This window comes from Polaromonas sp. P3_A5 (genome assembly GCF_056403055.1).
Map to the genome: position 1 here is coordinate 677,046 of NZ_JBFUGF010000001.1, position 15,305 is coordinate 692,350.

At 62.9% G+C, this 15,305-nt stretch carries 12 protein-coding genes and 1 tRNA gene; 1 reads left to right on the forward strand and 12 read right to left on the reverse strand.

Features of this window, described 5'->3' with window-relative positions:
* Nucleotides 1-131: 131 nt before the first annotated feature.
* The 9 genes from mdoH to AC1DU8_RS03280 form a co-directional block, all read right to left on the reverse strand.
* The gene (gene mdoH, locus AC1DU8_RS03240) at nt 132-2,132 is read right to left on the reverse strand and encodes a glucans biosynthesis glucosyltransferase MdoH (protein ID WP_457281059.1); all 2,001 of its coding nucleotides are present in this window, start codon (nt 2,130-2,132) and stop codon (nt 132-134) included.
* The gene (locus tag AC1DU8_RS03245; protein WP_477666636.1) at nt 2,108-3,718 is read right to left on the reverse strand and encodes a glucan biosynthesis protein G; all 1,611 of its coding nucleotides are present in this window, start codon (nt 3,716-3,718) and stop codon (nt 2,108-2,110) included. Before AC1DU8_RS03245 ends, mdoH begins: the two co-directional genes overlap by 25 nt.
* Before the next feature lie 266 nt (nt 3,719-3,984).
* Nucleotides 3,985-5,346 carry a sigma 54-interacting transcriptional regulator gene (locus AC1DU8_RS03250; RefSeq protein ID WP_457281057.1) on the reverse strand — a complete coding sequence of 454 codons (1,362 nt, stop codon included), beginning with the start codon at nt 5,344-5,346 and terminating at the stop codon, nt 3,985-3,987.
* Nucleotides 5,343-6,032 carry a hypothetical protein gene (locus AC1DU8_RS03255; protein WP_457281056.1) on the reverse strand — a complete coding sequence of 230 codons (690 nt, stop codon included), beginning with the start codon at nt 6,030-6,032 and terminating at the stop codon, nt 5,343-5,345. Before AC1DU8_RS03255 ends, AC1DU8_RS03250 begins: the two co-directional genes overlap by 4 nt.
* Nucleotides 6,016-7,437 (reverse strand): sensor histidine kinase, encoded by a 1,422-nt coding sequence (locus tag AC1DU8_RS03260; protein ID WP_477666637.1) that lies wholly within the window; start codon nt 7,435-7,437, stop codon nt 6,016-6,018. Before AC1DU8_RS03260 ends, AC1DU8_RS03255 begins: the two co-directional genes overlap by 17 nt.
* A gap of 32 nt (nt 7,438-7,469) precedes the next feature.
* Nucleotides 7,470-8,813 carry a tRNA (N6-isopentenyl adenosine(37)-C2)-methylthiotransferase MiaB gene (gene miaB / locus AC1DU8_RS03265; protein WP_477666638.1) on the reverse strand — a complete coding sequence of 448 codons (1,344 nt, stop codon included), beginning with the start codon at nt 8,811-8,813 and terminating at the stop codon, nt 7,470-7,472.
* 115 nt (nt 8,814-8,928) lie between these two features.
* The gene (locus AC1DU8_RS03270) at nt 8,929-9,393 is read right to left on the reverse strand and encodes a hypothetical protein (RefSeq protein ID WP_457281053.1); all 465 of its coding nucleotides are present in this window, start codon (nt 9,391-9,393) and stop codon (nt 8,929-8,931) included.
* An 89-nt stretch (nt 9,394-9,482) separates the two neighbouring features.
* A tRNA-Met gene (locus AC1DU8_RS03275) sits at nt 9,483-9,559 on the reverse strand.
* Nucleotides 9,560-9,684: 125 nt separating this feature from the next.
* A complete protein-coding gene (locus tag AC1DU8_RS03280) occupies nt 9,685-10,482 on the reverse strand; it encodes an enoyl-CoA hydratase (RefSeq protein WP_477690271.1) in 798 nt (265 codons plus the stop codon).
* 104 nt (nt 10,483-10,586) lie between these two features.
* Here AC1DU8_RS03280 and AC1DU8_RS03285 point away from each other — a divergent pair, with 104 nt between their 5' ends.
* Nucleotides 10,587-11,405 carry an enoyl-CoA hydratase-related protein gene (locus AC1DU8_RS03285; protein ID WP_457281051.1) on the forward strand — a complete coding sequence of 273 codons (819 nt, stop codon included), beginning with the start codon at nt 10,587-10,589 and terminating at the stop codon, nt 11,403-11,405.
* Between the two features lie 32 nt (nt 11,406-11,437).
* Here the strand turns inward: AC1DU8_RS03285 and AC1DU8_RS03290 are convergent, their stop codons facing one another.
* The 3 genes from AC1DU8_RS03290 to AC1DU8_RS03300 all read right to left on the reverse strand — a co-directional run bounded on the left by AC1DU8_RS03290 (nt 11,438) and on the right by AC1DU8_RS03300 (nt 15,267).
* Nucleotides 11,438-13,240 (reverse strand): M61 family metallopeptidase, encoded by a 1,803-nt coding sequence (locus tag AC1DU8_RS03290; RefSeq protein WP_477666768.1) that lies wholly within the window; start codon nt 13,238-13,240, stop codon nt 11,438-11,440.
* A gap of 161 nt (nt 13,241-13,401) precedes the next feature.
* Nucleotides 13,402-14,118, reverse strand: coding sequence for a DsbC family protein (locus AC1DU8_RS03295; RefSeq protein ID WP_457281050.1), 717 nt, complete (start codon nt 14,116-14,118; stop codon nt 13,402-13,404).
* Between the two features lie 27 nt (nt 14,119-14,145).
* The gene (locus AC1DU8_RS03300; protein ID WP_457281049.1) at nt 14,146-15,267 is read right to left on the reverse strand and encodes an FAD-dependent monooxygenase; all 1,122 of its coding nucleotides are present in this window, start codon (nt 15,265-15,267) and stop codon (nt 14,146-14,148) included.
* Nucleotides 15,268-15,305 lie beyond the last annotated feature (38 nt).

Sequence of the window (15,305 nt, forward strand, 5' to 3'; positions counted from 1 at the left end):
TTTAAGTGAAAAATGGCTGCAGCCCAATAAAGACGGGCGCAACCAGCTCCTGAATTAATAGCGTTTGCCTGTCATGAAAAAAGCCGCTTCAAGCGGCTTTTTTCATGGGTTGCCCTGAAGTCAGGCCATTCTCAGGCCGCCTTCAGCCGTGGCTTGGCCAGCCGGCTTGCATGCAGCCAGGCGCGTCGCAGCACCGCCGGCGAACGGGTTTCTTCCGGGATCAGCAGGTAGTTCTGCGCACGCAGGGCCGTGCCCACGCCTACCTTGCTGGTGAGCACCGTCATCGGGATCGCCAGCAGCAGCGGCAGGCCGACCGGGATCAGCCAGATCAAAGCCCGTGCATCGATCACGGCAATGCCGACAGCCAGCAGCGCGATCACGCCGGACATGGGCGCCAACTGCGCCAGCGCATGGCGCCAGGGCACAGCGGCCGCTTCGCGCGGGGGCGATTTCCATTCCAGCTTCAGGCCGGTGAGGGCCACCACCACAAACAGCGAATGCGCGAGCATGCGGATGGGTGCCTGCAACAGCGCGATCAGGGTTTCAAGCAAAGCGCTGCGCAGCAGGGCGACGGTGCCGCCATAGGATTGCTGCTGGCGGTTGACCAGCACGGCCACGATGCCCAGGATGCGCGGCAGGAACAGCATGCACAGCGTCCAGGCCCAAAGCGACATCAGCTCGCCGGGAAGCAGCGTCCAGTCGGCAATCATCGGCGAGCCGGACAGCCACAGCGCCGTACCCAGCGTGAGAAAGCACAGCCACAGCGGCGCCGACAGATACGCCATCGCGCCCGTGCCGAACATGGAGCGGTGTACCGGGTGAATGCCCGGCTCGGCGATCAGGCGCGAGTTTTGCAGGTTGCCCTGGCACCAGCGGCGATCGCGCTGCAGCTCGGCCAGCAAATCGGGCGGCTGCTGCTCGTAGCTGCCCACCAGGTCACCCACCAGCCAGACGTGGTAGCCGGCGCGGCGCATCAGCGCGGCCTCGACAAAATCGTGCGACATGATGCTGCCCGCCATGCCGCCCGTGCCCTTGATATGCGCCAGCGCGCAATGCTTCATGAAGGGCTCAATACGGATGATGGCGTTGTGGCCCCAGTAGTGGGACTCGCCCATCTGCCAGAACTGCATCCCCAGCGTGAAGAGGCGCCCGGTCACGCGTGAGGCGAATTGCTGCGCCCGTGCGTGCAGCGTGACGTGGCCGATGGCCTGGGTTGCGGTCTGGATGATGCCGGCCCTGGGATTGGCTTCCATCAGCTTGACCATGGAAACCAGGCAGTCGCCGCTCATCACGCTGTCGGCGTCCAGCACCACCATATAGCGGTAATCCTTGCCCCAGCGGCGGCAGAAGTCGGCCACATTGCCGGCCTTGCGGTCGGTGCGGCGTTTGCGCAGGCGGTAATAGACCTCGATCTGCGGCTGGTCGGGGTGTCCGGCCAGCTGGGTGCGCAGGTCTTCCCAGGCGGCGCGCTCGGCCTGGATGATGGCCGGGTTGCTGCTGTCCGACAGTACGAAGACATCAAAGCTCTGTACATGGCCGGTCATCGCGACCGACTCGCAGGTGGCGCGCAGGCCGGCGAACACGGTGCGTACGTCTTCATTGCAGATCGGCATGATGATCGCGGTGCGTGTGGACGCATCCAGCGGGTAGTGCTGAACCTTTTTCGCGGACAGCGCGTGTTTGTCACCAAAGATCGTGACGTAAAAGCCCATCATCGCCGTCATGAAGCCGGTCACTACCCAGGCTGACAGAAGGGCAAACAGGCTGATCTGGCCGTACTGCAGCCAGGCGTTGTCATAGTCGGGCTGCATGTCCGCAAAGATGCTGGTTGCCAGCACGGTGCTGATGACGGTCAGCAGCAGGAACACCGTGCGCCGGCGCCGGGCAGCCTGCTGCCAGCGCTCAAGCCGGGGGGCAGGCAGGCGATGGGATGGTGCCGGCGCGGAAACCCGGAATATCGACAGCATGGGCAGCAGCAGCGCGGTGGCCATGCTGTTCCAGAAGCCACGCCAGGGCCGGGGCACCATGGAGCCGCGATTCAGCGGTGGCGCCGTCACCGAATTGGGGTGGCGTTCCTCGCGCAGGGCGCTGCGTGCAGCGGATGGAATCAGAGTGTGATCAGGTTGGTCCATGTTTCGCTCACAGTGTGGTTGTCATGTTTGAGGAAGGCGCGCAGCTCAACAGGCTGGGCCGGGTTCAGCCGCAGCACGCGCAGCGTCATGCGCCATGCGCCGGTGGCGGGATTCTTGTAGGCCATGCTTTCGAGCACACGGCCATTGGCGTTGGCGCTGGAGATGGCTTCGACCTTGGCATCCTCGGGCAGCGCGTCCAGCGCCGGGCCGGCAAAGTCGATGACGTACTGGACCTGGCCCGTGAGATCGGTTCCGGCCTTCGAGTACCCGGTGCCGCGGCGTGATTGCGTGACCCAGCTGTTGGGCGGCAGTTGCTGGTTCTTGCCCTGCCAGCTGATTTGCCAGGCGATGTCCAGCGACTGGCCAGGTGCTGGCATTTTTTCGGGTACCCAATAGGCCACCACGTTGTCATGGGTCTCATCCGGCGTGGCAAATTGAAACAGCTCGACCCGGCCGGCGCCCCAGTCGCCCACGGGCGTGACCCAGGCGCTGGGCCGCGTCTCATAGCGAGCTTCGGTGTCTTCGTAGTTGGCAAAGGCGCGGTCGCGTTGCATCAGGCCAAAGCCCTTGAGCGACTTCATGGCGAAAGACGTCACCAGCGGGGCGGACGGATTTTGCAGGGGCCGCCAGAGCCATTCACCGTCACCCGTAGCCATCATCAGGCCGTCGGAGTCGTGCACTTCGGGCCGGAAATCGCCGGGGCGGGGCTGGTTTTCGCCAAAGAAAAACATGCTGGTCAGGGGCGCGATGCCCAGCGAGGTCACGGGCGCGCTGTTGCCGGAGGTTGTGGCCGGGCGCATGAAGATGCGCGCCTGTACATTCGTGGTGGTTTGCTCGCCGGCCTGGATGTCGAACCGGTAGGCGCCTGTCATGCGCTCCGAATCCATCACGGCAAAGACGGTCAGCTGCTTGCTGTCGACTGCAGGTTTTTGAAGCCAGAAATCCGTGAAACGGGGAAACTCTTCCTTGGCTCCGCCCGCACCGCCTGCGGTGTCCACCGCCAGGCCGCGTGCCGAAAGGCCGTAGCGCTGACCCGATCCCAGCGCCCGGAAGTAGGTGGCACCGGTGAATACCACCAGTTCATCCTTGTAGGTGGGTGAGTTGAGGTTGCTGAAAAAGCGCGCGCCGCCGTGGCCCAGGTCACCCCAGGTCTCGGGTGACAGTTTGTTTTTTCCGAAATTGAATGTGGCGGGGTCGTAGGACAGGCGCTTCACGCCCGCTGTCGTGATTTCGTGAATGCGAACCGAATCACCGTGCCGGCCGACATGGAAAAAATTCGCTTCAAAGGGAAGTTTGTCGGTACGCCACAGCGTGCTGGCGGCGTTGAACCGGATGTCGCGGTAGTCGTCGTACGCCATCCTGGCGAGCTCGGTGGGCACCGCGTGGGACGCTTCGCGCCAGGGCGCTTGCGAGCGCTGGCGCGCGATAGCGGCCACATCGTCCAGATCGAAGGCATGCGCCTGGCCCGCCGCGAGCGTCAGTGCTGCAAGGCTCGCGCAGGCCGCGATACGGGCCCGCAGGAGAAAATTGAAGCGGCGCTTGGGGCCGCCGGAGGATGCCAAAAAAGGCAGGAAAAAAGCTGGCATGCCATGACTAGGGCAAACCCTGTGCCAGCTTCGAAAAATTGTTTTAAATCAACAAGTTGGGCGTGATACTTGATTTAACCAAATGTAATCCGGCTCAAAAGCGCCCAGAATCGCGGGTTTTGTCGCCGGTGAGCGACAACTTCCGCAGATGGCTCGATTAAATCCTTTTAAATCAAAGGCTTAAACCTGTCGCCAACGAGCGACGGCCCACGGCGGCACAGCGACAAACCCAGGTCGAACCGGAGCTCCTGGGACCTTTTTACGGTCTAAACCTTGAAGTGTCCCGGCGTGAGCCCGTGCTTTTGCATCAGGCGGTAAAACTCCGTGCGGTTCCGGTCGGCCAGCCGGGCCGCATCGGCCACGTTGCCGTCCGTCAATTTGAGCAGCCCGACCAGGTAATCCCGCTCGAAGTGTTGCCTGGCTTCCGCATAGGTGAGCACTTGCACGCTGGGTGAGCGCAAGGCCCGCTGCACCAACGCCAGCGGCACCAGCGGGGTGGTGGACAGGGCACAAACCTGCTCCACCACGTTGTAAAGCTGGCGCACGTTGCCTGGCCAGGCGGCCGTGGTCAGGGCCTTGAGGGCCTCGGGTGCGAAACCGCTCAGGCGCTTGTCGTACTTGGCCGCCAGTTTGAGGAGAAAGTGGTTGGCCAGCAACGGGATGTCTTCGCGGCGCTCCGACAGCGGGGGCAAGGTCAGCGTGACGACGTTGAGCCGGTAATAAAGGTCGGCGCGGAACTGGCCCTCAGCCATGGCAGCGTCAAGGTCGCGATGTGTGGCCGAGATGATGCGCACATCCACCGGAATCGACTGGCTGGAGCCCAGCGGCCGCACTACGCGTTCCTGCAACACGCGCAGCAGCTTGACCTGGAGCGCGGGCGGCATGTCACCGATTTCATCGAGCAGCAAAGTGCCGCCGTCTGCGGCCTGGAAAAGGCCTTTGTGATTGGCCACTGCGTCGGTGAAGGCGCCCTTGACGTGGCCAAACAGCTCGGATTCCAGCAAAGCCTCGGGGATGGCGCCACAGTTCACGGCAATAAAGGGCTTGCTGGCCCGTGCGCCTGCCTGGTGGATGGCCTGGGCCAGCAGCTCCTTGCCGGTGCCGCTTTCACCGCGCAGCAGCACGCTGGCGTCCGACTGCGCCACCATGCGCGCTTCAGCCAGGGCTTCGGCCATGCGGCTTGAGCGGCTGATGATCTGGTTTTGCCAGGCTTCGGGGCTGCCCTGTTTGGCCGGGTTCGCGGGGGCACTCAGCGCCAGCGCCTGGGCAATCTTGTCGAGCAGGCTTTTGCCGTCAAAGGGCTTGGTGAGATAGGTGAACACGCCGCGTTCGGTGGCTTCCACGGCATCAGGAATGGTGCCATGCGCAGTCAGCAAAATCACCGGCAGCGAAGGATGCTGCTGGCGTATGTCGTCGAACAGCGCCAGGCCGTCCCGGCCGGGAAGCCGCACATCGCTGAGTACCAGCTGCGGCCGTTCAATATGAAGCTGCGTCAGCGCCGCTTCGGCCGACGTGACCGCAGTGACGCGATAGCCCGCTGCAGTGAGCCGCATGGTGAGCAGGCGCAGCATGTCGGCGTCATCATCAACGACGAGCAGGTGGGGCGCTGTCAGGGCGGAGTCGCTCATGGCGCGGTGGGGCGGGCCCGGCTGGCAGGGGGGATGGGCGCCGAGGCTGTTGCCGCCGGCTGCCGGCTGGTGAGGCTGCGCTCAATGGCCTTTAGCGCCTCCAGCCGCTCGTTGGTCTGGTCCAGCCTGCGCTGCGCATCGCGCAGTTGCTGGCCTTGTTTGTCAAGCTGCTCTTCCAGGCGGCGCTGTTCGGCATAGCGTGACGCCAGCAGCCTTGCCAGCGGATGCAGCGGCTGGGCATCGGCATTGCCCAATACGCGGGCCAGCAGCTCCTGCGCACGTATCAGTTCGGGCAGCTGCCGCAGTTGGGCCAGCACCAGTGAGAGCTGGAGTTGGGCCTCGGGGCTGGCGGCGTCTCCGAGCCGCCCGGTTTCCTGGGTGAGTTCCGGCGGCTGCATGAGGCGTACGCGCTCGGCGTAAGCCAGCATGCGCAAGGTCATGCCGCTGGCAAAAACGACCGATTCCGGGAGCGGCGCAGGTTGGCTGGCGCTGGCCCGCGCGGCTTCGGCAGCAGAGGCCGCAGCCCGGGCTGCCAGGACGGCTGCGGTGTTGGTGCCACGCTCGGGGGCGGGGCCACCGCTGCTGCACGCGGCCAGCAATGCCGACGTCACCAGGGCCGGCAGCAGGCCGCGCCCGGAGAGGCGGGTCGCAGGCGGAGGGGGAAGAAAATCAGTACTTGGAAACATGAGGAAGCTCTATTCTGAAGTGTGCGCCAGGTTGATCGGGCATCAGGACGATGTTTCCGCCATGTGCGGCAATGTATTCGTGAACGATGGACAGGCCGATACCGCTGCCCCGAACCACGTCGACCGGCTGGCGTTCACCGCGGTAAAAGGGCTCGAAAATCCGTTCGCGGTCGGCCTGCGCCACACCGACGCCCTGATCGTGGATGTCGATGCGAACGAAACCCCGCAGCGGACTCAGTTCCAGCCGGATCTGCCCTTTGGGTGGTGAATAGCGGATGGCGTTGGACAGCAGGTTGGCCAGCGCAGTGCCGATTTTTTCGGGATCGATTTCCATCACAACGGGTTCACCGACGACGCTGACCGTCAGTTCCCGTGCGCGCCACTGCAGGCGCTGCGCGTACACCTGCTCCTCGAGGAGTTGCAACAGGTCGACATTCTGGCGATTCAACTGGCGCGCCTCGAACGCGGCCGTATTAAAGCGCAGCAGGTCTTCAATCTGGCTTTGCAGTACGCCGGTGTTGTGCCTGAGGATTTGCGCTATTTCGCGCTGGTCATTGCTCAGCGTGCCGGCTACGCCGTCTTCCAGCAGCGACACCCCTTCGCGCAGCGATGCCAGCGGTGTTTTGAGTTCGTGCGAAATATGGCGCAGGAAACGCGATTTGTCGGCGTCCAGCTCCACCAGCCGCAGGCGCAGCCAATTCAGCCGCTGCCCCACCAGGGCCAGGTCGGCCGGTCCCTGGATGGTGATGACCTGGTCGAGCCGGTTTTCCCCCAGGCCCACGATGGCGTTCTCCAGGCGCCTGAGCGGCAGCGTGAACCACACGCCGAATGCCAGCGCCATGGCGATAGCCAGCACGATGGCCCAGGTTACCTGCTGGGTCAGCCGCTGGCGGCTGGCCTCAAGTTTGCCTTCCAGCGACCTGTTGCGTTGCTGAATCGCCTGTTGCACCTGCACGGCGATGGCGGCATTGACACTTTCCAGTTCACGGAATTCCTGCGCCAGCTGGCGCTCCCGGTCCAGCGCGGTACCCGCCGGGCCGGTCAGCAGATCGCCGATGCTCTGCATGTGCGCGCGCCATTGCCGGGCTTTGGCAACCGGTACGTCTTCTCGCGCCAGACTGGTCAGGATGCTCGCGGCTTCACGGGCCTCGTCACCGAAGCGCTCACGCAATACCCGGTCATCGAGGACGACCGACTGGCGGGATGTGCGCTCCATCGATACGCTGCGCTCAGCCAGGGACTGCGCCGCGCTGCTGAGTTCGAGGGCACGTGCGGCATTGCTGCGGCTTTGCAGCGAAAGGTCTTCCAGGGTAAACAGCGCCCGCAGCGAGGCGGCGCCCAGCAGGGCAGCAATCAGCAGGAAAGCGATCACCAGAAGTTGCCGGAACGAAAATCGTTGCAGCATGCGTGTCGAGTGCTTGAGCAACGCGGGCGGTCTCAGGCCGCCACGGCGACGTCCTGCGTCAGGACTTCGCCGCGCAGCGAACGCTGCGTGGCCTGGGTGATGGTGATGTCCAGCATCTGGCCGATGAGGCGCGGTTGGCCCTTGAAGTTGACCACGCGGTTGCACTCCGTGCGGCCCATGAGTTCGGTCGGGTCCTTGCGCGAAGCGCCTTCAACCAGGATGCGCTGCACCGTGCCCTGCCGGCTGGCGCTGATGGCGCGCACGCTGTCGTCAATCGTGGCCTGCAGGTGTTGCAGACGCTTGAGCTTGACCTCGTGCGGTGTGTCGTCATGCAACGCGGCGGCGGGGGTGCCGGGGCGCGGGCTGTAAATGAAGCTGAACGAGGTGTCGTAGCCGATCTCGTCGATCAGCTTCATCATCTTGCCGAAGTCGTCTTCGGTCTCGCCGGGGAAACCCACGATGAAATCGCTGCTCATGGCCAGATTCGGGCGGATGGCGCGCAGCTTGCGGATGGTGCTCTTGTATTCCATGGCGGTGTAGCCGCGCTTCATCGCCATGAGGATGCGGTCGGAGCCATGTTGCACCGGCAGATGCAGGTGGTTTACCAGTTTGGGCAGCTTGGCGTAGGCGTCAATCAGGCGCTGCGTGAACTCGTTGGGGTGGCTGGTGACATAGCGGATGCGTTCGATGCCGGGGATGTCGGACACGTATTCGAGCAGCGTGGCGAAGTCGGCGATCTCGGCCGTGCCACCCATGGGGCCGCGGTAAGCGTTGACGTTTTGCCCGAGCAGCGTGACTTCCTTGACGCCCTGGTCGGCCAGACCGGCGACTTCGACCAGCACGTCCTCAAAGGGCCGGGAGACCTCTTCGCCACGGGTGTAGGGCACCACGCAGTAGCTGCAGTACTTGGAGCAGCCTTCCATGATGCTCACGAAGGCGCTGGCGCCCTCGACGCGCGCCGGCGGCAGGTGGTCGAATTTTTCGATCTCGGGAAAGCTGATGTCGACCTGCGGCTTGCCCAGCCGGGTCCGGTTGGCCAGCAGCTGCGGCAGGCGGTGCAGGGTTTGCGGGCCGAAGACCACGTCGACATAAGGTGCGCGCTGGATGATGGCCGCGCCTTCCTGGCTGGCTACACAGCCGCCGACGCCGATCAGTACGCCTTTTTCTTTCAGGTGCTTGACGCGACCCAGGTCGCTGAAAACCTTCTCCTGGGCTTTTTCGCGCACGGAGCAGGTATTGAACAGGATCAGGTCGGCCTGTTCCATGTCCTGGGTAGGCTCGTAGCCTTCGGCGGCATGGAGCACGTCGGACATCTTGTCCGAGTCGTACTCGTTCATCTGGCAACCGAAGGTTTTAATGAAGACTTTTTTGCTCATGATACTGGCCGATTTGCGGTTTGTCCGCGGGCTGATGGCGATTGCTATTAAATTAATAGCTGCTTGCGCCCATGTTTAAAGGGCATCAGACTGATTTTGCTTAAGGCTGTGAGCGTTACTGCTTGTAGGCAGGTAACTGGTCGTACGGCGTCTTGCCGTTGTCCACTGCCTTGGCAGGGGTGCCGCTGCTGAAATTGAACACCGTGCCGGTGCCGCCCGCCCGCTTTTCCTTGGCCTCTTCCGCGTTGAGGATCCAGACCTCATGCACCTCGCCGGTGTTGCTGCGCAGGTAGTTCACCACCAGCTTCTGGTTCAGGAGTGCGCCGGACAACACGAAATTGTTGTTGATGTCGCGTATGCGTGAGCCTACGGAGAGCCTGTCCTGCTTGCCGTCCATGGAGATCACCGGCGGCGCCACCACCACCATTTCGCCGCGGACGGCCTTGGGAGGGAATTTCCGGATGTTGGGTTTGACAGCCTCGGCGGGATCGGTCTGGGCCAGGGCTGGCAGGCTCATCAGGCCGGCAAAAGCAGCCAGCATCATCAGGAGTGCGGCCAGGCGGGAAGTGCAGCGGTTCATGGTATGTGTCCAGAGGCTGTTAATAAATAGGAGAATAACAAAGAACAAAGCCTCAGGGGGAAGGACCCTCTGAGGCTTTGACGCATTCTTGGTGGTCGTAGGTGGACTTGAACCACCGACATCAGCATTATGAATGCTGCGCTCTAACCAACTGAGCTATACGACCGAAACCCAAGATTATAACTATAAAAGCACCCCCGTCCAGGCTCACTGCGTGTAGCCTGTTCCCCCCTCAAGGGGCGGCGCCTGCGGTCTGGCAAAGCCAGTCCCGCGGCCCCTACTGGTTGGGGCTCACTTGTGTTTAAACAACGGTTTGCGCTTGTTCACGAAGGCGTCCATGCCTTCTTTCTGGTCTTCGGTGGAGAACAGCGAATGAAACAGGCGCCGCTCGAACATCACGCCGTCGCTGAGGCCGCTTTCAAATGCCCGGTTGAGGGCTTCCTTGGCGGCCATGACGCTGGTCTGGCCGTAGCTGCAGATCATCAGCGCGGCGCCCAGGGCCTCGTCCATGAGCTTTTCCAGCGGCACCACACGGCTGACCAGGCCTGAACGCTCTGCCTCCTGGGCATCCATCATGCGGCCCGTCAGGGTCATGTCCATGGCTTTGGCCTTGCCCACGGCACGGGGCAGGCGCTGTGTGCCGCCAGCACCGGGGATGATGCCCAGCTTGATTTCAGGCTGGCCGAACTTTGCGTTGTCGGCAGCAATGATGAAGTCGCACATCATGGCGAGCTCGCAGCCGCCGCCCAGCGCAAAGCCGCTGACGGCGGCAATCACTGGCTTGCGGATGCTGCGGATTTGCTCCCAGTTGCGGGTGATGTAGTCGTTGTTGTAAACATCGGCAAAACTGTAGGTGGCCATGGCGCCGATGTCGGCGCCTGCGGCAAAGGCCTTTTCGCTGCCGGTCAGGATGATGCAGCCGACGGTCTCATCGGCATCAAACGCCTTGAGGGCCCGGCCCAGCTCATCCATGAGCTGGTCGTTCAATGCATTGAGTTGCTTGGGCCGGTTCAGCGTGACAATGCCCACCTTGCGGGAGTCCGGGCCTTCGGTGCGGGTCTCAATGGTTTCGTAGGTCGTGGAAGACATGAAATAGGTCCTTTGGCTGGAAATGCGTCCGGCAATGATGCCACGGGCTCGTGGCCGCCCATGGCTTGCCGCAATGCTAGATTCGGGAACAGGAGACCGCCGCCATGACTGCTTCCCATCCCGGCCCCGCTGCCGATCCCACCGTGCTGTATGCCATCGATGGTGCCGTGGGCATCCTTACGTTGAACCGCCCTCAGGCGCTGAACAGCTTTACGCGGCAGATGCACCGGGACTTGTGGGTCGCCCTGGACAAGGCGCACTCTGATCCACAGATTCGCGCCCTGGTCATCACTGGCGCCGGCCGCGGGTTTTGTGCCGGTGCCGACCTGTCCGAATTCGATTTCGCGCCCGGCCCCAACCTGGTTGAGCGGGCCAACCCAGGTCCCGTCATTGACCAGGCCTTCAACCCCACGGCCCGCAAACTGCTGGGGCTGCGCATGCCGACGGTGGCAGCCGTCAACGGCGTGGCCGCAGGTGCCGGCGCATCGTTGGCCATGACGTGCGACATGGCCGTGGCCGCCCCGGGCGCCAGTTTCATTCAGGCATTCAGCAAGATCGGATTGGCGCCCGATGCGGGCAGCAGCTGGCTGCTGGTGCAAAAGCTGGGGCTGGCGCGCGCCATGGGGCTGGCGTTGACAGGGGACAAATTGCCGGCGGCGCAGGCGCTGGAGTGGGGCTTGATCTGGCAGGTAGCGGACGACCCCGTGGCGGCGGCTGTTGCCTTGGCGCAGCGGCTGGCCAGCCTGCCGACTCTGGCGCTGGTGGCCACCCGTCAGCTGATGCGTGAAGGCGCCACACGCACGCTGCATCAGCAACTCGATGCGGAACGCGACATGCAGGCCGCCCTGGGGCGCAGCCACGATTACATGGAAGGCGTGACGGCCTTTCTTGAAAAGCGTCCCGCGGTATTCAAGGGCGAATAACCTTCTGAAGAAGTGAGTCGCGCCAGGCCGGGTCAGGTCTTCTGGCCGAGCCAGTGGTCCATCAGCGCGGCATCCCGTACCGCCAGGCGCCAGGTGGTCAGTGCGGGCGGCATGGACAGCTCCAGCCGCAGCAGTCGTTTGTCGCGTGCGACCAGGGCAATGACTTTTTTGGCCGTGCCTGCGTAGTGCAGCAGGTCATCGAGCCGGTTCATGCGCCAACCGCCCTCCGGCTGCCGTGCGCCTGCGGCAATGGGTTCCACCGCCAGCCATTCATCTCCCGCCGCAAACCCGGCACGCTCGGCAACGCCGCCGCGCAGCACGGTCTTGACCTGCACCACGCCCTGGTTTTCGCTGGCGCGCAAGCCCAGCCGCTGGGCCAGTTGCGCAGGTTCTTCGGCGACTGTCACGCCATGCTGTTCCAGCAAGGCCTTGAGCGGGAGTTCTTCGCGTCCGTGCACCCATTGGGCCAGCTCGGCGGCAAACGGGCGGTGTCCTGCGGCTGCAAGCTCCTCTGCAAAATCTGCCTCGCGCAGGGGGCCGGCTTTACAGCGCTGCCAGAGTGCGCGCATCACGTGGTCCAGTGTCGCGCCCCCGGCAGCTCCGCCTTCTGCCCGAAGCGTCAGATCAAAACACAGCGCCACCAGCGCTCCCTTGGTGTAGTAGCTCACGGTGGCGTTGGGCGTATTTTCATCCTGCCGGTAATACTTCACCCAGGCATCGAAGCTCGCCTGGGCGACGGATTGAACCAGCCGGCCCGGGGTCTGCATGACCTGGTTGATGGTCTTGTTGAGCAGCTTGAGGTAGCCGGCGTTGTCCAGCAGGCCGGCGCGACGCAGCAGCAGGTCGTCGTAGTAACTGGTGAAGCCCTCAAAAAACCACAACAACCCGGTGTAATTCTCGGCGCCGTAGTCGTAGTGTTCAAACTCCGCGGGACGCAGCCGCTTGACGTTCCATGTGTGGAAATATTCGTGGCTGATGAGGCCGCGCAGCGTGGTGTAGCCTTCTGCCGTGCGGGATTCACCCAGGCGCGGCAAGTCCTTCCGGTTGCAGATGAGTGCCGTCGAGTTGCGGTGCTCGAGCCCGCCATAGCCGTCGTCCACCGCGTTCAGCATGAAGAGGTAACTCTTGAAGGGAGGCTTTTTCGCGCCATGCCAGAAACGGATCTCCGTTTCGCAAATCTTCTGGGTGTCCGCCAGCAGCCTGGCGCCGTCGAAGCTCGGGGCCGCGCCCGCTACCACCATGCGGTGCGGCACGCCGCGCGCCGTGAAAGTACCGCTCCAGAAAGCGCCCATTTCCACGGGGCAGTCCACCAGTTCGTCGTAATCGGCCGCCAGGTAGGTACCAAACCCATGCTTGTTGACTGCCTGCGGCGTGAGCCCTGTGGCCAGTGACCAGCCCTTGGCGGCTTTCGGCGCAGGGATCTCCAGTACATGCACGGCTTTTTCCTGGCCCTGCACTTTCAGGCACAGGCTGGTGCCGTTGAAAAAGCCGCGATGGGCGTCCAGCCAGGCGCTGCGCACGGAGTTATCGCAGGCGTACACCTCATAGCGCAGTACCAGCGGTCTGGCAGGCGAGCACTGAATCTCCCAGGTGCATTTATCGAGCTGCTCTGCCCTAAGCGGCGTGCGGCCTGTCTGGCGGGCTTCCAGATTCTGCAGATTTTTGGAGAATTCCCGCACCAGGTAGCTGCCGGGGATCCACACAGGCAGCGAGACCCTTTGCAAGGCGTCAGGCTGTGCGATCGTGAGGGTCACGCGAAAGAGGTGGGCGTGTAGATCGCCTGTTTCGACGCGGTAGTGAAGGGGAGGGGGAGTGTTTTTGGGGGTGCCTGGCATCTTGCGCAAAGAATACTCCACGTCTGCCGCCAGCTGCATGGCGGCGCCCGACGGATCGAGTCGATCGGGCTGTAAGTGCTATGAAAAAAGGAGCTGCTCGCGCAAATGGTGTGCGGGCTGGAGGTCGATTTTGTGTCTAAACAGGGCCTTCTGGCCCGTTTTCAGGGAGTTTTTGCACTGAGCAGCATTTTTTCGACTTCCTGGGCGCTGACCGCGCCTGGCGCGCGGGATCCGTCAGCAAAAATCAGGGTGGGCGTGCCGGTGATATTGTATTTTTGGCCAAACTCGCGGTTTCGCTTGATGGCCGAGATGTCGCATTCGGCAGCCGCAGGCACGGTGTTGCGCAGCATCCAGTCGTTCCATGACTTTGCCTTGTCCTTGGCACACCAGATGTGGCGCGACTTGGCGACGGAGTCCGGTCCGAGCACGGGGTACAGGAAGAGATAAACGGTGACATTGTCGACGTTGGTCAGGTCCCGTTCGAAGTGTTTGCAGTAGCCGCAATTTGGGTCTTCAAACACCGCCAGCTTGCGTTTCCCGTCACCGCGGACAATCTTGAAAGCGTCCTTCAAAGGGAGTTTGTCGAAATCGACTGCGCTGAGTTTCCCGATGCGTTCCTCGGTCAGGTTTTTTTTGTTTTTTACATCGAGAAGTTGACCCTGCAACAGGTAGTTACCTTGCTCGTCGGTATAGAAAATTTCGAAGCCAATACGTACCTCATAGAGGCCGTTCATCGGTGTTTTGGTGACTTCATCGATTTTTGCAAAAGCCGGAAATTTCTCGGACAGGTTTTTGCGGATGACGGCTTCCTGCGCAAAAACAGGAACCAGGCTGAACGCCGCCAGACTGAGCAGGCCGATCAATTTCACTATTTTCATTTCAGTTCCAGTCTGTTTCTCAGTCGTTCATAAACCCGCTGCTTGCCGCGTCAGCCAGGCCTTGAGCAAACCGCTGCGCTCGAACCCCTTCATGCCCCAATTGCGCAGGGCCTGCCAGCGCCCATCGGTTTGCGCAAAAATGCCGTGCAAACCGTCGGTGACCGCGCCCATTGCCGCTACGTCGGCCTTGCGGGCCCTTTCGTAGCGCCGCAGCAGTTTTTCATCACCCAATCCGCGCCAATACTCACGTTGCGAAATCACCTCGGCCAGGCAAGCCGCATCGGCCAGGCCCAGGTTCAAACCTTGACCGGCCAGCGGGTGCACCGTATGCGCTGCATCGCCCGCCAAAGCCCAGCCGGGGCCGACCCAGTGCCCGGCGCTTGACAGGGAAAGCTGCCAGCTTGCCCGCTCGCTCGTCAGGCGCAGGTTGCCTGTCTCTTCGCCGCACACGGCCTTGAGGGTGTTACAAAATTCTTCCGCGGGCATTTTTTCGAGCATGGCGGCCCGCTGTACAGGGACAGACCACACCAGCGCCGCCAAGTTCCCGTTGGCACCCGATAAAGGCAAAAGAGCCAGTATGTCGCCGTGGGTAAACCACTGGCGGGCAATGCCGCCATGGGGCTTGTCCAGCTCAAGCCGTGCTGCGACGGCCTTTTGCGGATAGGGCTTGATGGTCCAGTTGACCGGCCGGATCTGGGCGAACTCATCACGGCTGGCGCTTTTCTGGCCTTCGCAGATTACGTTGAGCGCGGCCTTGGCAGGCGCGTCCACCGTCTCGATTTGCGGCTGGTAGCGAACCGCCTGGCTCAATTGCTGCTCCAGCGCCGGGACCTCCACAATCCAGGCCAGCGCTTCCTGGCCGACACTGCGCGCCGTGAAATCCAGCTTGCCGCCGTTGTCTCCCCAAACCTGCATTTCGACCACCGGCGTGGCAAAGGCCGCGTCGGGCCAGGCGCGCAGGGTTTCCAGCACGCTGCGAGACGCGCTGTTGAGGGCGTAAGCACGCACGTCGGGCATGGTGTGCATCCCCGGCGGCCTTTCAGGCCTGGTGACCAAAGCTACGCGCAGGCGCTCGCGCGCCAGCAGCAGGGCCAGCGTGCGGCCTACCACACCATCGCCGCGAATACAGACATCAAAGGTCTTGGACATGGCCCATTTTAGGAGGCAGGGCAAAATTGACGTCTTGG